This window comes from Kocuria tytonicola (assembly GCF_003687175.1).
Taxonomy (GTDB): Bacteria; Actinomycetota; Actinomycetes; order Actinomycetales; family Micrococcaceae; genus Kocuria; species Kocuria tytonicola.
This window is the reverse complement of the sequence record NZ_RDEX01000001.1, coordinates 1-23,006: the sequence shown is the minus strand read 5'-3', so window position 1 is coordinate 23,006 and position 23,006 is coordinate 1. Positions and strand designations below refer to the sequence as shown.

The following is a 23,006-nucleotide window of genomic DNA, read 5'->3' as shown; positions in this document are numbered from 1 at the left end:
CGGGCCGTGCGGCGTTTCAGGGCCCCGGCAGGCGGGGAGAATTGTTCAACAATCCCCTGGGCGAATTGTTGAACAACCGGTAGAGTTCACGCATCACCCGCCGTGTGACTCCGCTCACGTGAACCCCTGGATGGATCCATGTCCGCAGTCTCTCCCCGCCCGCAGTCCCACGAACCGTCGGGGCCGCCCGAACACCCGGGTTCGCAGGCGCCGTCGTCCGGGCCGCAGCAGGTGCCCGGCGCGAAGCCGAGCGGTCACCGCAGCGCGCTGCTGGGCGCCATGTTCCTCATGGCCACGAGTGCGATCGGCCCGGGGTTCATCACCCAGACCACCGTGTTCACGGTGCAGCTGGGGGCGGCTTTCGCGTTCGCCATCCTGCTGTCCATCCTGGTGGACATCGCCGTGCAGCTGAACGTGTGGCGGGTCATCGGCGTCTCCGGGATGCGCGCGCAGGAGCTGGCCAACCGCGTGCTGCCCGGTGCCGGGTACGTGCTGGCCGCGCTCGTGTTCCTGGGCGGTGCGGTGTTCAACATCGGCAACATCGCGGGCACCGGGCTGGGCCTGAACGCCATGCTGGGCCTGGATCCCCGGATCGGCGGGGCCATCTCCGCGGGCATCGCGGTCCTCGTGTTCCTGTCCAAGCGCGCGGGGCTGGCCCTGGACCGGATCGTGGTGGGCCTGGGTGCCGTGATGATCCTGCTCATGATGTACGTGGCCGTGGTGGCCGCGCCTCCCGTGGGCGAGGCGCTCAAGAACACCGTGCTGCCGGAGCAGGTGGACTTCCTGGTGATCACCACGCTCATCGGCGGCACCGTGGGCGGCTACATCACCTACTCCGGTGCCCACCGCATGATCGACTCCGGGGTCACCGGGGTGGACAGCGTTCGCCACATCACGCGCACGTCCGTGCTGGGGATCGTGGTCACCGGGATCATGCGCGTGCTGCTGTTCCTCGCGATCTTCGGCGTGGTGGCCGGAGGTGTGGCGCTGTCCGGCGACCATATGGCCGCTGACGCGTTCGGGGCGGCCGCCGGGGAGGTCGGCGTGCGGATCTTCGGTGTGGTGCTGTGGGCCGCGGCGCTGACCTCCGTGATCGGTGCGGCGTTCACGTCCATCTCGTTCGTGACCGCCTCCACGGGCAGCCCCCGCACCCGGAACCTCCTCACGGTGGGGTTCATCCTGGTCTGCGCGGTGCTCTACCTGGTGCTGGGCAAGGCGCCCCAGACCCTGCTGATCTTCGCCGGGGCCTTCAACGGGCTGATCCTGCCGTTCGGCTTCGCCATCCTGCTGTGGGTGGGCTGGCGCCGTCGTGACCTGCTGGACGGGTACCGCTACCCGGCGTGGCTGCTGGTCGTGGGCGTGCTCGCGTGGCTGCTCACCGTGTTCCTCGCCTGGAACTCGCTCGCGGGACTGGCAAAACTGTGGTCCTGACGCCCGCGCAGGCCCGTGCGCGCTTCCGGGCGGGGCTGGTGCGCCCCACCGCGGGCATGGCCCCCGGCCACGCGCAGGCCAACCTGGTCGTCGTGCCGCGGGAGCTGGCCTGAGTTCCCGCCGCGCGAGCGCTGTGGCACCTCAGCCCACGTGGGCGAGGAGCTCTTCCCGTGCCGCCACGAGCGACTCCCGGAGAAGGCTCGCCGCCCGTTCCCGGTCCCCGGTCTGCAGCACATCCAGGACCTCGGCGTTGCGCACCGCGTAGCGTGCGTGGAACCGCGGGTCCTCGGTCATCAGGTGGAACACCAGGCGCATGCGCGCGAGGATGCGGTCCATCTCGGTGAGCAGGGAGGTCGAGCCGCACCCCGTGACGAGTTCGCGGTGGAAGCGCTGGTTCGCGTTCCCCATGCCCGCCACGTTCCCGGAGTCCCTGGCCGCCAGCGCCTCGGACACGGTGTCCTGCAGCCGGGCGAGCAGTGCCTCGTCCAGCTCGCCCCACAGCACCGCGCCGGTCTCGAGGATGCCGCGTGCGGCATACAGGTCCCGGACGTCCTCGGTGCCTGGGTCCATCACGAAGACGCCCCGGTGGGGGATGCGGTCCACGAGGCCCTCGGCGGCGAGGGTGGTGAACGACTCCCGCAGCGTGTTGCGGGAGACCCCCAGCTCACCCGCCACGGTCTGCTCGGAGAGCTTGGCCCCCGGGCGCAGGGCGCCGTCGGAGATCATGGTGCGCAGCCGGGCGGCCGCGTGCGCGCTGGCCTGGGTGTCCTCGACCGCCCGCGGCGCGCTCACGCGATCTCCCCCAGCGACTGGCCCGCGCGCACGGCGTCGCCCTTCACGATCTCGCCGTGGCGCAGCGTCCCCGACCGGTGGGCGCGCACGGGCGTCTCCATCTTCATGGCCTCCACCACCAGCACGGACTGGCCCTCCTGCACGCTCTCCCCGTCCTCGACGAGCCACGCGACCACGGTGCCGTTCACGGGGGCGGTGAGCGCGGCGTCGTCGGACGCGGAGGACGACGACGCCGCGGTGCCGCCGCGGTCTCCCGTGGCACCTCCCGCGCCGCCACGGAGCAGCGCGTCCGCGAGGTCGCCGGGCAGGCCCACCCGCACCGCACGGCCGTCCACGTCGAGGGTGACTGTGGTGCGCCCGACAGCGTCCGGGGCGAGGTGGGGGGATGCTTCGAGCTCGGCCGCGAACTCGTCCTCGATCCACGTGGTCCACACGCCGAGGCCGTCCCCGGACGTGAACGCGGACTCCTCCAGCACGGCGCGGTGGAACGGCACCACGGTGGGCAGGCCGCGGACCGTCAGTTCCTTCAGGGCGGCGCGGGAGCGCACGAGGGCCTGCTGGCGGTCCTCTCCCCACACGATCAGTTTGGCCAGCAGGGAGTCGTACTCGGCCGGGACCGTGGAGCCGGAGCGGACACCGGTGTCCACGCGCACACCCGCGCCGGTGGGGGCCTCGAAGGTCTCCACCGTGCCGGGGGAGGGCAGGAACCCGAGGGCGGGGTCTTCCGCGTTGAGCCGGAACTCGAACGCATGCCCGTGCGGCTCCGGGTCCTCGGTGAGGCTCAGCGGCAGCCCCTGTGCCACCCGGAACTGTTCGCGCACCAGGTCCACGCCCGCGGTCTGCTCCGTGACGGGGTGCTCCACCTGCAGCCGCGTGTTGACCTCCAGGAAGGAGATGAGGCCGTCAGGGGCCACGAGGTACTCCACCGTGCCCGCGCCGGTGTAACCGGCCTCGCGGCAGATCGCGCGCGCGGACTCGTGCAGGGCGCTGCGCTGCTCGTCCGTGAGGAACGGGGCAGGGGCCTCCTCCACGAGCTTCTGGTGCCGACGCTGCAGGGAGCAGTCGCGCGTTCCCACCACGACGACGTTGCCGTGCGTGTCCGCGAGCACCTGCGCCTCCACGTGGCGGGGCCGGTCCAGGAAACGCTCCACGAAGCACTCGCCGCGCCCGAACGCACCGGTGGCCTCGCGCACCGCGGCGTCGAACGCGGACTCCACCTCCGCCATCTCCCGGGCGATGCGCATCCCGCGACCGCCACCGCCGAACGCGGCCTTGATGGCGATGGGCAGGCCGTGCTCCTCGGCGAACGCGCGGGCCCCGGCGGCGTCGTCCACCGGGCCGTCCGTGCCCGGGACCAGCGGGGCCCCGGCACGCACCGCGATCTCCCGGGCGGTGACCTTGTTCCCCAGCGCCTCGATGACAGCAGCGGGCGGGCCGATCCAGGTGAGACCTGCGGCCTCGACGGCGCGTGCGAAGTCCGCGTTCTCGGACAGGAACCCGTAGCCGGGGTGCACCGCGTCCGCGCCGGAGCGTTCGGCCACCGCGAGCACCGCCGGGATGTTCAGGTACGTTTCGGTGGAGGCAGAGCCCTCCAGGGCATATGCCTCATCAGCCATGTGGACGTGCATCGCCTCCGCATCCGGAGTGGAGTACACGGCCACGGAGGTCAGCCCCGCGTCCGCGCACGCGCGGACGAGGCGCACGGCAATCTCCCCGCGGTTGGCGATCAAGACCTTCTTCATGCGGTGTCTCCTGACGGGGTGTCGTGCGAGGGAATGTAGTCGTCGGACGGAACGAAGCGGACTGTGGCGCCGGGCGCGAGCTGCGCCGCGAGGGGGAGGTCCTCCGGGGTCACCACGGCAATCACCGGATAGCCCCCGGTCACGGGATGATCGGCCAGGAACAGGACGGGCACCCCCGAGTGCGGCACCTGCAGCGATCCGGTGGCCACGCCCTCGCTCGCGAGCTCCTCCGGACGTGAGCGTTCCAGGCGCTGCCCGTCCGAGGGATCCTCGAAGCGCACGCCCACGCGGTTGGTGTCGGTGCTCACGCGCCACGTGCGTCCGGTCAGGGCCGTGAGGGAGTCGTCGGTGAACCAGTCGTCGCGGGGACCGGCGCTGATCCGTAGCGGGACGACTTCGTCCGCCTCCGGGATGCGCGTGACGGGCAGTTCGGGCAGGCCCACGGCGCGGCGCGGCGCGGGGCCCACGGGCAGGTCGTCGCCTGCGGCGAGCGGCCCGGGGCCGATCCCGGACATCACGTCGGTCGAGCGGCTGCCGAGCACCTCGGGGACGTCGACGCCGCCGCGCACGGCGAGATAGCTGCGCAGCCCGGAGGAGGGCGCGGCCACGGTGAGGCGTTGACCGTCGTAGAGGGCGAACGGTGCACAGAACGGTGCCGACCGCGCGTTCTCGCCGGAGGGATCGGTGATGGTGGCAGCCGCGGGCGCCCCGGTGAGAGCCAGTGCGTGGTGCCCGCGGGCGGTGATGCTCAGCCCGCCCAGGACGACCTCGAGGACGGCTCCGTGCTCCGGGTTGCCCACGAGTCGATTCGCCTGCGCGGCGGAGGGGCGGTCTGCGGCCCCGGAGGCGACAACTCCCAGGTCACTCAGCCCTGGACGGCCCAGGTCCTGGACGAGCGTCTGCATCCCGGGGTGCTCGACCGCGAGGGCGTGGCAGCCGGCGGGCATCGGCGCAGCGACGGATCCGGTGGCGTCGTCGGCCACCGTCACGAGCTCCCGCACCGCGCGGTAGCGGACCGTGTCCCCGGGGCGGATCAGTGCGGGGGGCTCGCGGTCCTCGTCCCACAGGACGGCGTCGGTGTGCCCGATCAGCTGCCAGCCACCCGGTGAGCGGCGGGGGTAGACCGCGGAGAACGTGCCGGCGAGCGCCACCGACCCCGCAGGAACGGCGGTGCGCGGGGCGTCTCGGCGGGGGATGTCCAGGGGGTTTCCATGCGCGACCAGGTACGCAAAGCCCGGGGCGAAGCCGCCAAAGGCGGCAGTCCAGGCGGTGCCGGTGTGGGTGTGGACCACGCCCTGTTCGCTCATGCCGGTGAGCCGGGCGACCTCCGCGAGGTCCTCGCCGTCGTAGACCACCGGGATCTCCACGGTTCTGCCCTGGCTCTGGGTGGACGACGCCGGGTGCACGTCCCCGACGGCGTCCGCAGCCGCCCGCGCGGCTCGCGCCGAGGCGAACGAGACGAGCACGGTGGCGGCCGCCGCGAGGACGTCCGTCTGGCCGGGGAAGGGGTGTGCCGAGAGGTGGGCGTGCCACCGGGCCACGTCCTCCAGACCCCCGCAGTCCAGGAGGAACGCCTCCGTGCCCGCCCACCGCACCGCGGGAGAGGCCCGGGCGCTGCCGGATGGGCGGTGGCCCTGCGCGAAGACGGAACCGTGGTTCATGCGAAGGACCGGATGGTGACACCGGCGTCCTCGAGACCGCGGCGCACTTCAGCGGCCATCGCGGCGGAACCGGGGGTGTCCCCGTGCACGCAGATGCTCTGCGCCGCGATCCGCACGGTGGAGCCGTCCACCGCGGTGAGCGTGCCGTCCTCGGCCAGACGGATCATGCGTCGTGTGACCTCGGCGGCGTCGTGCAGCACGGCACCCGGCTCGCGGCGGGAGACCAGGCGGCCGTCCGGGGTGTATCCGCGGTCCGCAAAGGCTTCTGCGACCCCGCGGAGCCCGGCGCGCTCGGCCTTCTCCAGGGCCACGGATCCGGGCAGCAGCAGCAGAGGGAGGTCCCCGCCGAACGCGGCGACGGCGTCCACGACGGCCTGGGCGTGGGCCTCGTGGTGGGCGATCGTGTTGTAGAGGGCGCCGTGGGGCTTGACATAGCGCACGGCGGTCCCGGCGCTGCGGGCCACGGCGTCGAGCGCCCCCATCTGGTAGAGGACGTCGTCCGCGAGCTCGGTGGGGGAGCAGTCCAGGAAGCGGCGCCCGAAGCCCGCGAGGTCCCGGTACGCCACGTGGGCACCCACCGTGACGCCCGCGGCGGCCGCGTCCCGGCAGGTCTGAGCCATCACCGAGGGGTCCCCGGCGTGGAAGCCGCAGGCCACGTTGGCGCTGGAGACGGAACGGAAGATGGCGGCGTCGTCCCCCATGCTCCAGTTGCCGAACGACTCGCCGACGTCGCTGTTCAGATCCATGACCGTCATGCGTGACCCCCGTCTCATTCCTGTGATCCCTCAGCATGCCTGATGGGGTGCAAATTGTTCAACAATCCACCCGGGAATATTTCCCCGTCCCCGCTCCTTACACGGGTACTTCAAATTTGAAGTAGATGATCGCGACGGACACCGGCTTCGTCAGAGGAGGAACACACGATGCAACTCGGAATCTTCACCATCGGCGACGTGACCACGGACCCCACCACGGGAAAGACCCCCACGGAGCACGAGCGCATCAAGGCCACGGTGGCCATGGCCAAGAAGGCCGAGGAACTGGGCATGGACGTGTTCGCCACGGGCCAGCACCACAACCCGCCGTTCGCGGCCCCGGCCAACCCGCCGGTGCTCATGGGTGCGGTGGCGGCTCAGACGGAGAACATCCAGCTGAGCACCGCGACCACCCTGATCACCACCACGGACCCCGTGCGCATCGCGGAGGACTACGCGTACGCGCAGCACCTCGCGGACGGCCGCGTGGACCTCACGCTCGGCCGCGGCAACACCGGGCCGGTGTACCCGTGGTTCGGCAAGGACATCCGCCAGGGCATCCCGCTGGCCGTGGAGAACTACCAGCTGCTGCACAAGCTGTGGCGCGAGGAGAACGTGAACTTCTCCGGGCGCTTCCGCACCCCGCTGCAGGGCTTCACCGCCACGCCGCGGCCCATGGACGACGTCCCGCCGTTCGTGTGGCACGGTTCCATCCGCTCCCCGGAGATCCCGGAGCAGGCCGCGTTCTACGGTGACGGCTTCTTCCACAACAACATCTTCTGGAACAAGGAGCACACCGAGCGGATGGTGGCGTTCTACCGCCAGCGCTACGAGTACTACGGTCACGGCTCCGCAGACCAGGCGATCGTGGGTCTGGGCGGTCAGGTGTTCATGGCCAAGAACTCGCAGGACGCCGTGCGGCAGTTCCGTCCGTACTTCGACAACGCGCCGGTGTACGGGCACGGGCCGTCGCTCGAGAGCTTCATGGAGCAGACGCCGCTGACGGTGGGCTCGCCCCAGCAGGTCATCGAGCGCACGCTGTCCTTCCGGGACTACGCCGGTGACTACCAGCGGCAGCTGTTCCTGGTCGACCACGCCGGTCTGCCCCTGAAGACGGTTCTGGAGCAGATGGACATGCTCGGGGAAGAGGTCTTCCCCGTGCTGCGCAAGGAGTTCGACGCGCTGCGTCCGGCCCACGTGCCGCAGGCCCCGACCCACGAGTCCCTCGTGGCTCGCCACCTGGCGGGCAAGGACCCGATCCCCGGTGGTGGCCCGGACTCGCAGGCCGCCAAGGACCGCGCGGCGAAGGCCGAGGCCGCTGAGGCGGCGCAGCAGGACTCGAAGAAGTAGCGTCCGTCCCCGCTCGGGACAGACAGTGGAAGCAGGACGTGAGGAGAGTGCACCATGACCGATCGACGGAGCATCGCGGTGGTGACCGCGGGACTGTCCGAGGACGCGTCCACCACGCGGCTGGCCCGCGCGGTCGGACAGGCCGCGAGCGACGCCGTGGTCCGCGGCGGTGGGCAGGAGCCAGAGGTCCGCCTCGTGACCCTGCGGGACATCGCCCACGGGATCACGGACGCCATGCTGACCGGCATGGTGCCCGAGCCCGTGCAGGCCGCGATGGACGCCGTGCTCACCGCAGACGCCCTGGTCGCGGCCACCCCCACGTACAAGGCGAGCTACTCGGGGCTGTTCAAGGAGTTCTTCGACCTGTTCGACGAGGGCGCCCTGGAGAACCTGCCCACGGTGGTTGCGGCCACAGGCGGATCTCCGCGGCACTCCCTGGTCCTGGACACCGCCCTGCGCCCGCTGATGAGCTACCTCAAGGCGCTCACGCTGCCCATCGGCGTGTATGCCGCCACGGAGGACTGGGCGGACGCGTCCCTGCAGTCCCGGATCGAGCGGGCCGGCGCGGCGCTCGCGGGCATGCTCGACGCCGGGAACCGGGGCCTGGCGGCGTCGTCGGCCCCGGCACGACCCGCGCGGGAGGTGCGCGACGAGTTCGCCACCGTCCCGGACTTCGCGGACCTCCTGGCCTCGGTGCAACGATGAGCACCATGCCCGAGCCGCCGCACGATCCCGCGGCGCACCAGGACGCGCCCGCTGCCCCCGGCCGCTGGGACACGTGGCAGCTCTACTTCGAGACCACCGCGCGCCTGACGTCGCGGATCGAGGAGCGGCTCAAGGCCCACGGCTGCTCGCTCATGGAGTACCAGCTGCTCCTGCTGCTCCACGGCGCCCCCGAGCACTGTCTGCGCATGGGCGAGCTGGCCCGCCGCCTCGTGTTCTCGCCGTCCCGGTTGAACTACCAGGTCAAGGTGCTGGGGGAGCGGGGCTGGGTGCAGCGGCGTCGTGCCCGCGGGGACGGGCGCGGCTGGGAGGCCGTGCTCACCGCGGAGGGCGCCCAGGCGTTCCGGCGCCTGCGCCCCGCCCACGCGCGGGACGTGGAGGAGCTGTTCTTCGCGTCGCTCTCGGGGGACGACGTCGCCCGGCTGGGCGATCTCATGGCCCACCTGGCGCGCGGGCTGGGGGAGGAGTAGGGCTCGTGCCAGGTTTGGATGCCGTTCCAGGTATGTCTCGGCGAGCACTTCTCTCCCGGCGAGACGGGGGCCGCGGCCCTCAGTCGATCCAGTAGCGGCGCGTGGGGCGGCCGGCGTCGTCCACCACCACGTTCTCCAGGACCCCGCCGCATGCCACGATGGCACCGGTGGACCCGGCGTTGTCGTCAGCGCAGGTGACGAGCACGCGGTGGACCCCGTTCTCCCGCAGGCGCTCCACGGACTGCCGCAGGATCTCCGTGGCGTGGCCGCGGCGACGGAACTCGGGGCCCACGCCGTAGCCCACGTGACCGCCCACCCGGAGGAGGTGGTCGTTGAGGGCGTACCGGATGGAGGTCCTGCCCACCACCTGCCCGTCCACCTCGGCCAGGAGGTAGTCCGCACGGACCCGTCCGGGCGGCAGGTTGGTGTCCCGGGACTGTCGTGCCGTGGCTTCCAGGACCTCCTCCCAGGTCCCCTTCTCGAGGAGGAAGTCGAAGTCGTCCCGGAGCAGCTGCTCGTGCAGCGCACGGACCACGGGTTCGTCCTCGGGGGTGAGATGCCGCAGTGTCAGTGCCATGACGCCATGCTGGCACGGATGCCGTGTGGTGCAACCCCCGTACCGGCTGGGCGGTCACGGTCCAGGCTGCCGGGGTGTTCACGCACTGGAACCGTAGGTGCGGCGGCCCGCGCGCTCGGCGAACTCGTCCAGAGCGGTGAGGACCGCCGGGACCACCCAGACTTTCTGCCCCTTCACCTTGATCGACTGCTCGTGTCGGATCAGTCCCGCCGTGGTGAGCTCGTCCACGGTGCGGTAGGCGGTGGCCTTGGGCACCCCGCCGATGCTCTCCAGCATCCCCGCGGTGAAAGCGGGTTCGGAGCAGCAGAACCGCGCGACCGCACGCAAGGACGCCGTGATTCGTCGGCGGGAATCGAGGACCCTGTCGTGGAACGCTTCGACATCAGCCATGAGGATGGATGCGTTTGCCAGTGAGGCCAGTGCGGCGTCGGCGAAGCACTCGACAATGGCCGTGGGCCGGCCGGCCCGGTAGTCGGTGAGAGCTGCGATGTACCCGTCGACGTCGTGCAGCAGTCCCGAGGAGATGGGGACGGTCACGTTGCCGACCACCCCGCGGGCCCGGAGAAGGGACGAGACGATGGCGCGACCGGTGCGCCCGTTCCCGTCGGTGAACGGGTGGATGGTCTCGAACTGGGCGTGCGCGATGGCCGCCTGCACCGTGGGGTCCAGATCCCGCCGCTGCAGGAACAGCACCAGGTCCTCCACGGCCGCCGGCACGGCGTCGTGACGTGGCGCAACATAGCTGGCTGTGACTGGGGAGCGGCCCCCGATCCACACCCACTGGTCCCGGAACTCGCCGGCGTCGTCCTGCACCCCGTCGGTGAGTTCGCGGTGCATGCGGCGCACCGCGTCGGCATTGAGGTCGGAAGCGGCATCGATGGCCGCCCGCATGGCGAAGACGTTTCGAGCGACCAGTTCGGCATTGCCGCCCACGTGTGCCCCCACCGCCGCGAGGGAGAGCTTCCTGGCGTGCACCGTGAGGTTCTCGATCTGCGAGCTGGTGGCGGATTCGCCACGAAGGAGCACTGCGGAGAAGGGCAGGGCAGCCATGCGGTCGGACGTCACCCCGAAAGCCGTCATGGCACGTGTCGCTTCCTGTGCTCTCATGGCCGCAGCCCCGGCGAGAGCGGGGGTGAGGTGGGCGATCTCCGGCACCACTGCGGCGGTGAAATCCCCTCGGTTCTCCAGGAGCGTGCGGCGCGATGCCATGGGGTCGCGGTGGACCCAGTGGTGGGTTTCCCGTCCGACGGCGGGCCAGCTCGAGGACGTCATGACGGTCCTTTCTCAGAAAAAATCCTCAGCTCGTCCCATTAATCGGCTTAGTGAGACGATCCGCGCCCATCGTCCCACTAAGGGCCACTCTTGGGGAACCAACCGCTGCGGTCCATGGGCCGGGAAGTCACTGCCCCCCCGGGTCAGATGGGCAGTGCTGAACCTCGCGGGACTACCGGGGGAGTGTCTGGCCCCCCGGCCCCGTGGCACACTCACCGGTGGTGAGGACGAGCCTCACCCATGAACACGGCAGGGAGCGCACCGTGACGGAGACCCCCAGGACCACCACCCCGACCGCGGACACGGTGGAGACCGCCCTCCCCGGCGGCGTGGTCCACGAGCTGCCCGCGGACCTCGCCGCGTCGCTGCTCGCGGACCCCGCGACCGCGCAGCTGTGGCGCGGGCTCACCCCCCTGGGGCGCAACGAGTTCGTGTGCTGGGTGGAGGACGCCAAGAAGCCGGAGACCCGTGCCCGCCGCATCCGTCGCACGGGTGAGGAGATGCACGAGGGTAAGCGCCGGCCCTGCTGCTGGCCCGGGTGCAAGCACCGGGAGCGCACGGGCCGCTGAACGGGACCCCGGGAGACAGCGCGCCTCGCGTGGCGGGAGCCTGGCGACGCCGCGCCGCCTCGCTGCCCTGCCCTGCGCCGCACCGGCACCCGCCGTCCCGGGGTGTTCGCTCTACCCGGCGCCCGTCCGCGCACCGAGCCGAGCGGCGTCGTCCCCGGAGACCTCCGGGTGGACACGACGTGTGCCGCAGGTTACGAACGTCCACCCTGAGCGCTTAGGCTTCCCTTGTGCCCATTGCCGGTCCGCGGCGGGGCGCGTGATCCCCGTACCGAGCGAAGGTGTACCCACATGTCCTCGACCCCTGCCGGCGCCACTCCCCCGCCCGGGCCCGAGTCGACCACCCAGTATGCCGCCGAGCAGGAGGGGTACAGCAAGGGGCTCACTGCGCGCCAGATCAACATGATCGCGATCGGCAGCTCGATCGGCACCGGGCTGTTCCTGGGGGCGGGCGGCGGCCTGGCGGACGCCGGGCCGGCACTGTTCCTGCTGTACGCGGTGGCCGGGTTCTTCGGCTACCTGATCCTGCGCCAGCTCGGGGAGCTGGTCATGCACCGGCCGTCCTCCGGCTCCTTCGTGTCCTACACGCGCGAGTTCTACGGGGAGAAGAGCGCGTACTTCGTGGGGTGGATGTACTGGCTCTCGTGGGCCTCCACCACGGTGGTGGACGCCACAGCCATGGCCATCTACGTGAAGTGGTTCGGGCAGTACAACCAGTTCGTGGCGGACCTGCCGCAGTGGCTGCTGGCCGCGGTGGTGCTGGTGGTCGTGATGATCACCAACCTCATCTCCGTGAAGGTCTTCGGGGAGATGGAGTTCTGGTTCGCGGTCATCAAGGTCTCCGCGCTCGTGATCTTCCTGGTCGTGGGCGTTGCCTTCGTGATCTTCGGGACCCCCACGGGCGCCCCCACCGGCTTCTCGCTGATCACCGGGAACGGCGGGATCCTGCCCAACGGCCTGCTGCCCGCCCTCGTGGTCTCCCAGGGCGTGGTCTTCGCGTACTCCGGCATCGAGCTCGTGGGCATCACCGCGGGCGAGACCGAGAACCCCCGCAGGACCATCCCCAAGGCCATCAACACCGTGATCCTGCGCATCGCCCTGTTCTACGTGGGCTCCGTCCTGCTGCTCACGCTGCTGCTGCCCTACACGGCGTACTCCGCGGACGAGTCCCCGTTCGTCACGTTCTTCAGCTCCATCGGGATCGACGGCATCGGACCCATCATGCAGCTCGTGGTCATCACCGCCGCACTGTCCTCCCTGAACGCGGGCCTGTACTCCACGGGGCGCATCGTGCACTCCATGGCCATGGCGGGCTCCGCCCCCAAGTTCACGGGGAAGATGACGCGCTCGGGCGTTCCCGCGGGCGGGATCATGCTCACCGTGGGCGTGGGTGCGCTGGGCGTCATCCTGAACTACTACGTGCCGGAGGAGGCGTTCAGCATCGTGCTGAACATCTCCGCGATCGGCATCCTGGTGGGCTGGGCGGCCATCACGCTGCCGCACCAGAAATTCGTGCGCCTCGCCAAGCAGGGCCTCTACCAGCGCCCCGCGTACCGCGCGCCCTTCGCGCCGTACACCAACTGGCTCACCATGGCGTTCCTCGTGGGCGTGATGGTCCTCGTGGCCCTCGACTACCCGCTGGGCACCCTCACCGTCGCCTCGATGGCCGTGGTCGCGCCCATCCTCGTCATCGGCTGGTTCCTCGTGCGGGACCGCGTCCGCGCGATTGCCGCCGAGCGCGAGGGCTACACGGGCGCGTTCCCCGTGGTCGTGGGGCCCCCGGTGGCCGAGGGGGAACGACGCCGCGCGGCCCGTCGCGCCGGGCGTCCCGGTGATGCCGGGCGTCCTGGTCATTCCGAGCGCCCGGGTGACGCGGACCGGCAGTAGCCCCCCCTCCGTTCGACGACGCCGCCCCGGTCACCGTGCCGGGGCGGCGTCGTCCGCGGCGTCGGCCGGTGTGCACGCGCCTCCCCCTTCTCCCCGTCGGGGGCGTTCGGCTCCGGCCGGCCACGCGCGGTCCGGCCCGGGGCGGCCCCGGCGCACTCAGCGGGCGCGCAGCGTCGTCGTGGTGCTCACGAGGACCAGCAGCAGCGCCGCGACGCCCAGGCCCGAGAACCCCACGAGCGCGAGGACCGGTCCGGCGAGCGCTCCGCCGGCCGCCCCGCACAGGTTCATCACGAGGTCCGAGGTGCCCTGCAGGCCCGGGCGGTCGTGGGCGGCCACCGACTCGGTGACCATGGTGGACCCGGCCACGGTGGAGGCGGACCAGCCCAGGCCCAGCAGGATCAGCGCGACGAGAACCATGTGCTGGTGCTCCGCGCCCAGCCACGTGAGCGCGAGAGCTGCGGCGAACAGGGCCTGGCCGAGCAGCACGGTGCCGGTGCGGCCGATCGCGTCCGCGAGCCAGCCGAACACGGGGGAGAGGGCGTACATCCCGGCCACGTGCAGGGAGATGGTCAGACCCACCGCGGACAGCGTGGCGCCGTGGGTCGTGAGGTGCACGGGCGTCATGGACATCACGGCCACCATCACGGCGTGGGACAGTCCCACCGTGAGCACGGCGCGGCGCGCGGCGGGCACGGTCCGCAGCAGCGAGAGACCGTCCGTGGGACGGGGCCTGCCCGCCGCGGTGCCGTTGCGGGCCAGGGCGACCGCCAGAGGGTCCGGGCGCAGCCCCACCGAGTACACCACCGCGCCGAGGGCCTGAGCGCACAGCGCGATGACGAACCCGCCCGTGAACCGCGGCAGCCCCAGCGCGGTGCCGATCGCCTCACCGGGGCCGAAGAGGTTGGGTCCCACCACGGCGCCCACTGTGGTGGACCACACCACCAGGGAGAGGTCCCGGGCCCGGGTGCGCGGGGCGGCCACGTCCGTGGCCGCGAAGCGCGACTGCAGGTTCAGTGCTGTACCCGCCCCCAGCAGTCCCATGCCCACGAGCAGCAGGGGGAACGCCCCGAGCGCGGCCGCCACGACGATCACCGCCGCACCCGCAATCGCCACGAACGCACCGGTCGTCAGCGAGACCCGCCGTCCGCGCCGCTGCGCGAGACGTGCCAGCGGGATCGCCACCACGGCGGCACCCAGGGTGTTCATGGTCGAGGCCAGCCCGGACAGCGCACTGTTCCCGGAGACCTCCGTGAGCAGCAGCGCCCCCAGCGCCAGGGTGGCTCCCGTCCCGAGCCCGCCCAGCACCTGCCCCAGGGCCAGCACGGTCAGCACCCTGCGCTGGAAACCGGCACCGGGATCCCGGGGCGCGGCGCTCGCCGCTCGCGTGGTTGCCTGCATGACCGCATCATGGCCGACGACGCCGCCCGCGCGCCACACCCGCTCTGCGGTGCGTTCTGCCCGCGTTCCCGCGCGAGGTGGGCCGCGCCCGGGACCCGGCCGTGCGGCGTCGTCGTCCGCGTTGCGCAGGGACTGCCGTGCCCGCATAGGCTGTGAGGCATGCAGCAGCACGGTGACATCGCGTTCCGCACGCGCAAGTGGGTGAAGCCCGAGGACCTCAACGCGAACGGCACGCTGTTCGGGGGATCGTTGCTGCGCTGGATCGACGAGGAAGCCGCGATCTACGCGATCGTGCAGCTGGGCAACCGGCGCGCGGTCACCAAGTACATGTCCGAGATCGAGTTCGTGTCCTCCGCCGTGGAGGGCGACATCATCGAGATGGGCCTGAGCGCCACGGCGTTCGGGCGCACGTCCCTGACCATGCGCGCGCAGGTGCGCAACATGATCACGCGGGAGCTGATCCTGAGCATCGACAAGATCGTGTTCGTGAACCTGGGCGAGGACGGCACGCCCGTGCCGCACGGTTACACCGAGATCACGTACGACCGTGATCGCATCCCCACCCCCACGAGCCCGAGGAGGCAGCAACCGTGAACCAGCTCACCGCGCAGCGGATCACCCCGTCCTGGATGCACCACGCCGAGGGCCCGTGCTGGAGCAGGCAGTGGTCCGGGCTCGCGTGGGTGGACATGCTCGCCGGGGACGTCATGACCTTCACCCCGCAGGACCAGCCGCGCCGTCAGCACGTGGGCGCGGTGGCCGCGTGCGTGCGCCCCCGCAGGGACGGCGGGCAGATCGTCGCCGTGGAGCGCGGCGTGGTGCTCACGGACGAGACCGGCACGGTGGAGCGGGAGGTCACCCTGTGGGAGACCCCGGACATCCGCATGAACGAGGGCGGTGTGGCACCGGACGGCTCCTTCTACGTGGGGTCCATGGCGTACGACCAGGCCGAGGGCGCCGCGACCCTGTACCGCGTGGCCACGGACCTCACCTGGGAGCCGGTGCTGGAGGGCGTGAGCATCTCCAACGGCATCGCGTGGTCCCCGGACGGGACCCTGGCCTACTACAACGACACCCCCACCCACGAGGTCTCCGTGTTCGACTGGAGCCCGGAGAAGGGGTTGCAGAACCGCCGCACATTCGTGGCGCCCGTCCTGGACGAGCACGCCGCGGCCGAGGCCACCGACCCCCAGGAGGGCTACGAGCCGGGCAGCGTCTCCGTGAGCCCGGACGGGCTCACCGTGGACTCCGAGGGCGCCGTGTGGGTGGCCCTCAACGGCGCCGGCCAGATCCACCGCTACCTCCCGGACGGCACCCTGGACACGGTGGTCACCGTGGGCGTCAAGCAGACCACGGCGTGCACCCTGGGCGGTGAGGACCTGCGCACGCTCTACATCACGACGTCGCGCGAGAACCTCCCCTCGGACGTCCAGCCCACGGCGGGGTCCCTCTACTCCGTACGCGTGGCGGTGCCGGGACAGGTCACGGCCGCGTTCGGGGGCTGAGCACGGCGGTACACATGCGGAAAGCCCTGTCATGGAATGCAGACGGCTCAGACCGAACCCGAACCGGGGTTGTCTTCTGGGTGGTTCGGTCCTTGACCGGTGGGCGGATCGTGCGACGCCGTCTCACTCCGGCTACGCTCGTCCCCAGACAGTCCGCCCGTCTGAGGAGGAGGCCCGATGAAGCAGGCAGACGGAGCCCAGGAGGACGTGGTCACCCGGTCCATCCGCATGCTCGCGGACCACGGCTACCTGGAAACCACCGTGGAGCAGCTCGCCCAGGCCGCGGGCATCAGCCGGGCCACGTTCTTCCGGAAGTACGGCAGCAAGGAGGACATCGTCTTCGCCGACCACGCCGCCACGCTGGAGCGGTTGGAACTGCTGCTGGAGCGACCGGGCCTGGGGGCGCAGGCCGGCCTGGCGGAGGGTGCGCAGCTGGTGTTCCGCCACCACCTGGACCATCCGGGGCGGGCGGTGGCCCGGCACGACCTGCTGCAGGGCGTCGAGTCGCTGCGGGACCGCGAGATCGCCATGTCCTCGCGCTACGAGCGGGTCTTCCACGCCTTCCTGCGCCGCGTGCTGCCCGCCTCCGCGGATCAGGGGGTCACGGCGGTGGCCCTGGCATCCTCCACCGTGGCGGTGCACAACGCCTTCCTGCGCACGTGGCTGCGGGACCCGGGCGCGGACCACGGCGAACGGCTCGTGCGCTCACTGCACCGGCGCGTCGCGTGGCTGTGCTCCGCGTTCGGGGTGGTCGCGCACGAGCCTGCGCGCCCGTTCGCCGCGGACATCTCCTTCGTTCCCGCAGGGGTGCGCTTCGGACAGGAGGACGACGCCGCGGCGTCGTCCTCGGGTGCCGCGCCCATCGTCGTGGTCGTCCCGGAGGGCGGTGACCCCGCCGAGGCGGCCGAGCAGGCTGCGCGGTCGGTGTACGAGGCGCTGCGCGGCTGAGGGGTGCGGTCGGTCCGCCCGAGAGGTCTGGCCCATCGACGCGGGGCGCCCTCTTTGGCGGGTGCGGCGCGGCGGGGTCTGCCGTCTGCAGGTTCGGTGGGATCCGGCTTCCGCTCGGTCCGGTGGCGCCGGTGGCCGACCTGTTCGACGGCCCCTGATGTCTTGACGTGAGACTGCGTCTCAGGGCAGACTGGACGCAGAGAATGTGGTCCACACCACCCGCATCCGGACTCAAGGAGTCAAGAGTGAGCGAGCAGTCCTTCCCGTCCACCGTCACCATCACCGTGACCACCCCCGTGCTGCCCGGCAGGGACAAGCCCATCGCACTGGTCACGCTGGATTCCACGGCACCCAACGGCCTCGTGATCTGGGGGTCGGAGGCCATGCGCCAGCTCCAGCGCGAGCTCGCGGCCATCGACACCTCCCAGGTGGAGGCCGTGGTGGTGACCGGCAACGAGAAGTCCTTCGGTGCCGGCGCGAACCTCAAGGAAATCCGCGCGGCACAGCTCAGCGGCACGTCGGACGAGTACGTGGGCTCTGGGCACGACGCTTTCGGAATCCTCGCCGAGATGGACGTCCCCACCTTCTCCCTCATCACCGGTGTGACCCTCGGCGGTGGCCTGGAACTCGCGCTGCACACCGACTACCGGCTGGCCACCTCCGGCAAGGCGCCCATGGGCCTGCCCGAGTGCCACCTGGGCTTCTTCCCGGGGTGGGGCGGTGTCTACCTCCTGCCGCACCTGGTCGGCGCGGAGGCCGCCCTCAACGTGATCGTCACCGATTCCATGCGCGGCAAGAACCTCAACCCGGCCAAGGCCGCGGAGATCGGCCTGGTGGACGCACTGCTGGACGGTGCCCCCGGTTCGCAGGAGTGGGAGGCGGGCTGGCAGAACTGGGTCGTCGAGGCCCTCGAGGGCAAGCGCGAGCCCCGTCGCACCAGCGATGACGCGCAGACCTGGGATGCCGCCGTGGCGAAGGCCGCGGCGAAGGCCCAGAAGGCATGGCACGGCGCCGCGCCCGGGCCTGTTGCCGCCATCGAGCTCGTGGGCCGCGCGCGCACCGAGTCCCGCGTGGAGAACGGCGAGGCCGCAGTGGAGGCCTTCAAGGAGATCGTCCAGTCGGAGCCCGCGCGTGCGTCGCTCTACGCGTTCGAGCTCGTGAGCGCTCGCAGCAAGCAGGCCGCGAACGTGCCGGATGCCCCCGTGCGGAAGATCAGGAAGGCGGCCGTGATCGGTGCGGGTCTCATGGCGGGACAGCTGGCGTCGCTCATTGCCCAGGGCGCCCGCATCCCGGTGGTCATGACGGACCTGGACGACGAGCGCCTCGCCACCGGCGTGCAGCGCACGCGGGACCGCTTCACCGCCCAGGCCGAGAAAGGCCGCATGACCCCGGAGCAGGCCGAGCAGCTGGGCTCCCTCATCACCGGCGCCACGAGCCCCGAGGACCTCGCGGACGCGGAATTCGTGATCGAGGCCGTGTTCGAGGAACTGGACGTCAAGCGCCAGGTCTTCGCCCAGTGGGAGCCGGTGGTCAGCGAGGACGCCATCCTGGCCACCAACACCTCCTCTCTCTCCATCACCGCCATGGGGCGGGATCTCCAGCACCCCGAGCGGCTCGTGGGCTTCCACGTGTTCAACCCGGTGGAGGTCACCCCGCTGCTCGAGATCGTGGCCGGTGAGAAGACCGACGACTCCACCCTGGCCACCGCCTTCGACCTCGCGGCCAAGCTGCGCCGCATCGCTGTGCGCGTGGAGGACGCCCCGAGCTTCGTGGTCAACCGCGTGCTCACCCGCATGTTCGACGAGATCGGCCGCGCCATGGACGCCGGGGGAGATCCGGAGACCGTGGACCACGCGCTGGACGCCATGGGCCTGCCCATGACTCCGCTGCAGCTGCTGGACTTCGTGGGCCCTGCCGTCCTGGTGCACATCACGCACACCATGCACGACGCCTACCCGGACCGCTTCACGCTCTCGCCGTGGCTCGACGCCGTGGCGGACGCCGGTCTCAGGAACACCCTCCCGGCCCGTGGAGAGACCTCCGAGACCTATCTGTCCGCCGGGGCCCACGAGGCGCTGGAGCGCACCCGCCAGGAGAACGGTGTCACCGGCCAGGCCGGTGACGGCGCGGACGGCGAGCTGCTCACCCGCGTCCAGGACGCGCTCGCGGACGAGATCGGCCACATGCTGGACGAGGGCGTGGTGGCCACCGCGCGGGACGTGGACCTGTGCATGATCCTGGGCGCGAACTACCCGTTCCACCTGGGCGGCATCACCCCCTACCTGGACCGCTGCGGTGCTGCCGAGCGCGTCCGTGGACAGCGTTTCGACGCCGCCCAGCAGTAGCATCTTTCGCAGAATCGAGGACACCCCATGAGCAAGGACAGCACCGAGACCACCGGCATCACCATCGAGCACCCCGAGGAGTTCCCCGCGGGCACTCTCGAGCCGCACTACTCGCTGAACGAACCCCTCGCCACGGACGAGGCCGGGATCTTCGACCACGTCACGGACGAGGACCGCGCCCACCAGCTGCGTGCCCGGAAGTTCGTCCAGGAGGACGTTCTGCCCGTCATCGCCGAGTACTGGGACCGGGGGGAGTACAACCTCGACCTCGTGCGACGCATGGGTGAGCTCGACCTGCTGCGCGACGGTGTGGAGGTTCCCGGCATGCCCCCCATGTCCAAGATGGCGGCGGGGCTGGTGGCCATGGAGCTCTCCCGCGGGGACGGATCCATCTCCACCGTCTCCGGCGTCCAGGGCGGGTTGGCCATGCGCTCCATTGCCCTGTGCGGCAGTGAGGAGCAGAAGAAGCGCTGGCTGCCGGACATGGCCACGGGCAGGCTGCTGGGCGCATTCGCCCTGACCGAGCCCGCCCACGGCTCGGACTCCATCGGTCTGGAGAGCAAGGCCACGCCGGTGGAGGGCGGCTACATCCTCAACGGTGCCAAGAAGTGGATTGGCAACGGCTCCATGGGCGGCATCACCGTGGTGTGGGCCCGCAGCGACGAGGACGGCGCCGTCCACGGTTTCGTGGTCCCCCAGGAGTCCGAGGGCTACACGGGCACCACCATGAAGGCCAAGCTCGCCCTGCGGGCCATCCATCAGGCCGAGATCACGCTCGAGAACGTCTTCGTGCCCACCGAGAACGTCCTGCCCCACGCCAAGAACTTCCGCGACACCTCCGCCGTGCTCTTCGCCACGCGCATCGGGGTGGCCTGGGCGGCCGTCGGACACGCGCAGGCGTGCTACGAGACGGCGGTGCACTACGCCCTGCAGCGGCACCAGTTCGGGCGTCCGCTGGCGGCATCGCAGATCGTGCAGGAGCGCCTCACCCGCATGCTCAGCGAGCTGACCTCCATCCAGACCCTGGTGATGGCCATGGCACGCAAGGAAGAGGCAGGCACGCTGAGCGGCCCCCAGGCATCCTTGGCCAAGTACACCGCCACCCGCACCGCCCGTCAGGTGGCCATGAACGCCCGCGATCTCCTGGGCGGCAACGGCATCCTCATGGAGAACCGGGTCGCGCGGCACTTCGCGGACATCGAGGCCATCCACACCTACGAGGGCACGGAGACGGTTCAGGCTCTCATCATCGGCAAGTCCATCACCGGGATCTCCGCCTACAAGTGAGCCCCGGGGGCACCACGCTCCCCGGACCGGATGCACCAGGAGCACCATGTTCGCGAACACTGAGCCGCTCACGCCGTTGCGCTTCCTGAAGCGCAGCGCGGAGGTCTTCCCGGAGCGTCCAGCAGTGATGTACGGCGAGCGCCAGTGGTCCTACCGGGAGTTCGAGCGCGATGTGCGCCGGTTCGCCACGGCGCTGCTGCCGTACGTCGCGGCTGCGGGGGAGCGCGTTCCTGGACGCCCGAGCGATGACGCTCGCCCCGCACCCGCGGGCCGCGGCACCGCGGTTCGGGGTGCGGGCGACGCCGCCGCGAGTGCTGCCGAGGAGTTCCAGGGCGTCGAGTTCCTGGACCGCTCCTGGCCCACGGTGGCGGTGGTCGCGCCCAACGTTCCCGAGGCCCTCATGGCGCACTATGCCGTGCCGGCCGCGGGGGCCGTTCTGGTGCCCCTGAACCCGCGGCTGAGTGCGCGGGAGCTGGCCTACATCCTGGAGCACTGCGAGGCCCGGGTGGTCCTGGCGGACACCTCCGTCCTGGAGACCGTGGCCGAGGCGCTGGGCACGGGCACGGACGTTGCGCTCGTGCAGGTTCCCGATCCGCAGGCGGACGTGCACGCCGTACGTGACGGGGTGGGAGAGGGGATTCCCACGTTCGAAGAGTTTCTCGACACCCACCCGGAGGAGGGGACGGGTGCAGGCGGAGGTCTCGGCGCGGGTGTGAGCTGGACGGTTGCGGACGAGAACGCCCCCATCACCCTGAACTACACCTCGGGCACCACGGGACGGCCCAAGGGCGTGCTCTACGCGCACCGCGGTGCCTATCTCAACAGCCTGGGGGAGGTGTTCCACAACGGTTTCACGGGAGAGACCCGGTACCTCTGGACCCTGCCCATGTTCCACTGCAACGGGTGGTGCACCACCTGGGCGGTCACCGCGGCCGGCGGAACGCACGTCTGTCTGCGTGCCGTGCGCGCGGATCAGATCTGGGACGCGTTCGACACCCGGGGCATCACCCACCTGTGCGGAGCGCCGGCCGTGTGCTCCACCATCGTGGACGCCCGGCAGGCGCACGCCTTGGAGCACCCCATTCGCATCACCACCGCAGGAGCTCCACCGGCGCCGAGCATCATCGAACGGCTGGAGGCCGGCGGCTTCGACCTCGTGCACGTGTACGGGCTCACCGAGGTGTTCGGCCCCTTCACCATCTGCGAGCCGCAGGAGGGGTGGCGAACCCTGTCCCCGGCCGAGCGCGCTCAGCAGATGTCCCGGCAGGGTGTCGCCATGATCCAGGCGGAGTCCGCGCGGGTCGTGGACCAGGACATGGCGGACGTCCCCGCGGACGGCGTCTCCATGGGAGAGGTGGTGCTGCGGGGCAACGGTGTGATGATCGGGTACTTCAAGGACACACCGGCCACGCGCAAGGCTTTTGCCGGGGGCTGGTTCCACACCGGGGACCTCGGAGTCATGCACCCGGACGGGTACATCCAGCTGACGGACCGCGCCAAGGACGTCATCATCTCCGGGGGAGAAAACATCTCATCCATCGAGGTGGAACAGGCTCTCTACTCGCACCCGGACGTCATCGACGTCGCGGTGGTGGGACAACCACACGAGAAGTGGGGCGAGCGGCCGGTGGCCCACGTGGTCCGAGTCTCCGGCGCCACCGTCACCGAGGACGAGCTGCGCCACCACGTGCGTGCGCAGCTCAGCGGGTTCAAGGCCCCGGACAGCATCGTGTTCAGTGACGAGCTGCCGCGCACCGCCACCGGCAAGGTGCGCAAGAACCTGCTGCGGGACTGACCCACCCAGCCTGGGGCTGGGGCCGGGATAGGAGCTCTGGGGTAGAGGTCGGACGAGGGGAGGTGCTCATGGCCCTGGCGCGCTCGTGGGGCAGGGCCACATGGCGACCAGGCAACTGCGCGCGGAAGCCAGCTGGCGGGCCTGGAACCACCCCGGGTTGTTCGGCACCTGGCGGCGAAGCGCCCGTTTTGCGCAGGTCAGCGGGCGTGTGTAATGTATTCCGAGTCGCCGCAGGGACAGGCAGCCACAGGCTCGTCCGGCAGGTCGGCAAGCCCCACACCTACCCGGTAGGCAACAACGCAGAAACGCGAAGTTGCGGGCCCGGAACGGAACGGATAAGCTAGCCGAGTTGCCACAAGGACAGCCAAGAGCTTCCAGACCGCGGCAACGCAAACTTCCAATCCAAAGCCCTGGAACCGGGTTTAGATGTGGTGTGTTGTTTGTCAACTCAATAGTGTGTCTAGTTTGTTGATACCAAAGATTTTGATTGTTTTTGGTTGAT

19 protein-coding genes and 1 pseudogene are annotated in these 23,006 nt (G+C 70.8%); 13 read left to right on the top strand and 7 right to left on the bottom strand.

Features of this window, described 5'->3' with window-relative positions; translation table 11 throughout:
• The first annotated feature begins 279 nt into the window (after window positions 1-279).
• Window positions 280-1,431: an NRAMP family divalent metal transporter gene (locus EAE32_RS00095; RefSeq protein ID WP_121864722.1), complete on the top strand. Its 1,152-nt coding sequence runs from the start codon at window positions 280-282 to the stop codon at window positions 1,429-1,431.
• Window positions 1,392-1,541, top strand: a pseudogene (locus EAE32_RS11840) (DUF1445 domain-containing protein); the annotation flags it as partial. The gene EAE32_RS00095 and the pseudogene EAE32_RS11840, both read left to right, overlap by 40 nt.
• Before the next feature lie 31 nt (window positions 1,542-1,572).
• Here the strand turns inward: EAE32_RS11840 and EAE32_RS00090 are convergent.
• The 4 genes from EAE32_RS00090 to EAE32_RS00075 are packed head-to-tail and all read right to left on the bottom strand — an operon-like array spanning window position 1,573 to window position 6,381.
• Window positions 1,573-2,223, bottom strand: a complete 651-nt coding sequence (locus tag EAE32_RS00090) for a GntR family transcriptional regulator (protein WP_243635515.1) — start codon at window positions 2,221-2,223, stop codon at window positions 1,573-1,575.
• Window positions 2,220-3,965, bottom strand: coding sequence for an acetyl/propionyl/methylcrotonyl-CoA carboxylase subunit alpha (locus tag EAE32_RS00085; RefSeq protein WP_121863769.1), 1,746 nt, complete (start codon window positions 3,963-3,965; stop codon window positions 2,220-2,222). The genes EAE32_RS00090 and EAE32_RS00085 overlap by 4 nt, the downstream gene beginning before the upstream one ends.
• On the bottom strand, window positions 3,962-5,626 hold the full coding sequence (locus EAE32_RS00080) for a 5-oxoprolinase subunit B/C family protein (RefSeq protein WP_121863768.1): 1,665 nt from the start codon (window positions 5,624-5,626) through the stop codon (window positions 3,962-3,964). Before EAE32_RS00080 ends, EAE32_RS00085 begins: the two co-directional genes overlap by 4 nt.
• The gene (locus EAE32_RS00075) at window positions 5,623-6,381 is read right to left on the bottom strand and encodes a LamB/YcsF family protein (RefSeq protein WP_121863767.1); all 759 of its coding nucleotides are present in this window, start codon (window positions 6,379-6,381) and stop codon (window positions 5,623-5,625) included. Before EAE32_RS00075 ends, EAE32_RS00080 begins: the two co-directional genes overlap by 4 nt.
• A 168-nt stretch (window positions 6,382-6,549) precedes the next feature.
• Here EAE32_RS00075 and EAE32_RS00070 point away from each other — a divergent pair, with 168 nt between their 5' ends.
• The 3 genes from EAE32_RS00070 to EAE32_RS00060 are packed head-to-tail and all read left to right on the top strand — an operon-like array spanning window position 6,550 to window position 8,924.
• Complete coding sequence (locus EAE32_RS00070) at window positions 6,550-7,731, top strand: LLM class flavin-dependent oxidoreductase (RefSeq protein WP_121845688.1); 1,182 nt, start codon at window positions 6,550-6,552, stop codon at window positions 7,729-7,731.
• Window positions 7,732-7,785: 54 nt separating this feature from the next.
• The gene (locus EAE32_RS00065) at window positions 7,786-8,436 is read left to right on the top strand and encodes a CE1759 family FMN reductase (protein ID WP_121845689.1); all 651 of its coding nucleotides are present in this window, start codon (window positions 7,786-7,788) and stop codon (window positions 8,434-8,436) included.
• A gap of 5 nt (window positions 8,437-8,441) precedes the next feature.
• A complete protein-coding gene (locus EAE32_RS00060) occupies window positions 8,442-8,924 on the top strand; it encodes a MarR family winged helix-turn-helix transcriptional regulator (protein WP_121845690.1) in 483 nt (160 codons plus the stop codon).
• Window positions 8,925-9,003: 79 nt separating this feature from the next.
• Here EAE32_RS00060 and EAE32_RS00055 read toward each other — a convergent pair whose 3' ends face one another.
• Window positions 9,004-9,501: a GNAT family N-acetyltransferase gene (locus EAE32_RS00055; RefSeq protein WP_121845691.1), complete on the bottom strand. Its 498-nt coding sequence runs from the start codon at window positions 9,499-9,501 to the stop codon at window positions 9,004-9,006.
• Window positions 9,502-9,579: 78 nt separating this feature from the next.
• Window positions 9,580-10,773, bottom strand: a complete 1,194-nt coding sequence (locus EAE32_RS00050; RefSeq protein WP_121863766.1) for a Fic family protein — start codon at window positions 10,771-10,773, stop codon at window positions 9,580-9,582.
• Window positions 10,774-11,036: 263 nt separating this feature from the next.
• Between EAE32_RS00050 and EAE32_RS00045 the strand changes: the two genes are divergently transcribed.
• The gene (locus EAE32_RS00045) at window positions 11,037-11,342 is read left to right on the top strand and encodes a YdeI/OmpD-associated family protein (protein WP_243635514.1); all 306 of its coding nucleotides are present in this window, start codon (window positions 11,037-11,039) and stop codon (window positions 11,340-11,342) included.
• A gap of 288 nt (window positions 11,343-11,630) precedes the next feature.
• On the top strand, window positions 11,631-13,226 hold the full coding sequence (locus EAE32_RS00040; RefSeq protein ID WP_121863765.1) for an amino acid permease: 1,596 nt from the start codon (window positions 11,631-11,633) through the stop codon (window positions 13,224-13,226).
• 156 nt (window positions 13,227-13,382) lie between these two features.
• Here the strand turns inward: EAE32_RS00040 and EAE32_RS00035 are convergent, their stop codons facing one another.
• On the bottom strand, window positions 13,383-14,624 hold the full coding sequence (locus EAE32_RS00035; protein WP_121863764.1) for an MFS transporter: 1,242 nt from the start codon (window positions 14,622-14,624) through the stop codon (window positions 13,383-13,385).
• A 159-nt stretch (window positions 14,625-14,783) separates the two neighbouring features.
• On the opposite strand from EAE32_RS00035, the gene EAE32_RS00030 reads away from it, so the two are divergent.
• From EAE32_RS00030 to EAE32_RS00005, 6 genes are all read left to right on the top strand, one after another.
• Window positions 14,784-15,218: an acyl-CoA thioesterase gene (locus EAE32_RS00030; protein WP_121845696.1), complete on the top strand. Its 435-nt coding sequence runs from the start codon at window positions 14,784-14,786 to the stop codon at window positions 15,216-15,218.
• Complete coding sequence (locus EAE32_RS00025) at window positions 15,215-16,129, top strand: SMP-30/gluconolactonase/LRE family protein (RefSeq protein ID WP_121863763.1); 915 nt, start codon at window positions 15,215-15,217, stop codon at window positions 16,127-16,129. The genes EAE32_RS00030 and EAE32_RS00025 overlap by 4 nt, the downstream gene beginning before the upstream one ends.
• Window positions 16,130-16,306: 177 nt before the next feature.
• A complete protein-coding gene (locus EAE32_RS00020) occupies window positions 16,307-17,077 on the top strand; it encodes a TetR/AcrR family transcriptional regulator (protein WP_121863762.1) in 771 nt (256 codons plus the stop codon).
• Window positions 17,078-17,322: 245 nt separating this feature from the next.
• Entirely contained in the window at window positions 17,323-19,422 is a 2,100-nt protein-coding gene (locus EAE32_RS00015) for a 3-hydroxyacyl-CoA dehydrogenase NAD-binding domain-containing protein (RefSeq protein ID WP_121863761.1), read from the top strand.
• A 27-nt stretch (window positions 19,423-19,449) separates the two neighbouring features.
• The gene (locus EAE32_RS00010; protein WP_121863760.1) at window positions 19,450-20,709 is read left to right on the top strand and encodes an acyl-CoA dehydrogenase family protein; all 1,260 of its coding nucleotides are present in this window, start codon (window positions 19,450-19,452) and stop codon (window positions 20,707-20,709) included.
• 46 nt (window positions 20,710-20,755) lie between these two features.
• Window positions 20,756-22,504 carry an AMP-binding protein gene (locus tag EAE32_RS00005; protein WP_121863759.1) on the top strand — a complete coding sequence of 583 codons (1,749 nt, stop codon included), beginning with the start codon at window positions 20,756-20,758 and terminating at the stop codon, window positions 22,502-22,504.
• The last annotated feature ends 502 nt before the right edge of the window (window positions 22,505-23,006 follow it).

What these genes read in the sequence shown, in the direction of transcription:
- EAE32_RS00095 (WP_121864722.1), top strand. Translation starts at nt 280, where the DNA reads ATGTTCCTCATGGCCACGAGTGCGATCGGCCCGGGGTTCATCACCCAG.
- EAE32_RS00085 (WP_121863769.1), bottom strand. Translation starts at nt 3,965, where the DNA reads ATGAAGAAGGTCTTGATCGCCAACCGCGGGGAGATTGCCGTGCGCCTC.
- EAE32_RS00080 (WP_121863768.1), bottom strand. Translation starts at nt 5,626, where the DNA reads ATGAACCACGGTTCCGTCTTCGCGCAGGGCCACCGCCCATCCGGCAGC.
- EAE32_RS00075 (WP_121863767.1), bottom strand. Translation starts at nt 6,381, where the DNA reads ATGACGGTCATGGATCTGAACAGCGACGTCGGCGAGTCGTTCGGCAAC.
- EAE32_RS00070 (WP_121845688.1), top strand. Translation starts at nt 6,550, where the DNA reads ATGCAACTCGGAATCTTCACCATCGGCGACGTGACCACGGACCCCACC.
- EAE32_RS00065 (WP_121845689.1), top strand. Translation starts at nt 7,786, where the DNA reads ATGACCGATCGACGGAGCATCGCGGTGGTGACCGCGGGACTGTCCGAG.
- EAE32_RS00060 (WP_121845690.1), top strand. Translation starts at nt 8,442, where the DNA reads ATGCCCGAGCCGCCGCACGATCCCGCGGCGCACCAGGACGCGCCCGCT.
- EAE32_RS00055 (WP_121845691.1), bottom strand. Translation starts at nt 9,501, where the DNA reads ATGGCACTGACACTGCGGCATCTCACCCCCGAGGACGAACCCGTGGTC.
- EAE32_RS00050 (WP_121863766.1), bottom strand. Translation starts at nt 10,773, where the DNA reads ATGACGTCCTCGAGCTGGCCCGCCGTCGGACGGGAAACCCACCACTGG.
- EAE32_RS00040 (WP_121863765.1), top strand. Translation starts at nt 11,631, where the DNA reads ATGTCCTCGACCCCTGCCGGCGCCACTCCCCCGCCCGGGCCCGAGTCG.
- EAE32_RS00035 (WP_121863764.1), bottom strand. Translation starts at nt 14,624, where the DNA reads ATGCAGGCAACCACGCGAGCGGCGAGCGCCGCGCCCCGGGATCCCGGT.
- EAE32_RS00030 (WP_121845696.1), top strand. Translation starts at nt 14,784, where the DNA reads ATGCAGCAGCACGGTGACATCGCGTTCCGCACGCGCAAGTGGGTGAAG.
- EAE32_RS00020 (WP_121863762.1), top strand. Translation starts at nt 16,307, where the DNA reads ATGAAGCAGGCAGACGGAGCCCAGGAGGACGTGGTCACCCGGTCCATC.
- EAE32_RS00010 (WP_121863760.1), top strand. Translation starts at nt 19,450, where the DNA reads ATGAGCAAGGACAGCACCGAGACCACCGGCATCACCATCGAGCACCCC.
- EAE32_RS00005 (WP_121863759.1), top strand. Translation starts at nt 20,756, where the DNA reads ATGTTCGCGAACACTGAGCCGCTCACGCCGTTGCGCTTCCTGAAGCGC.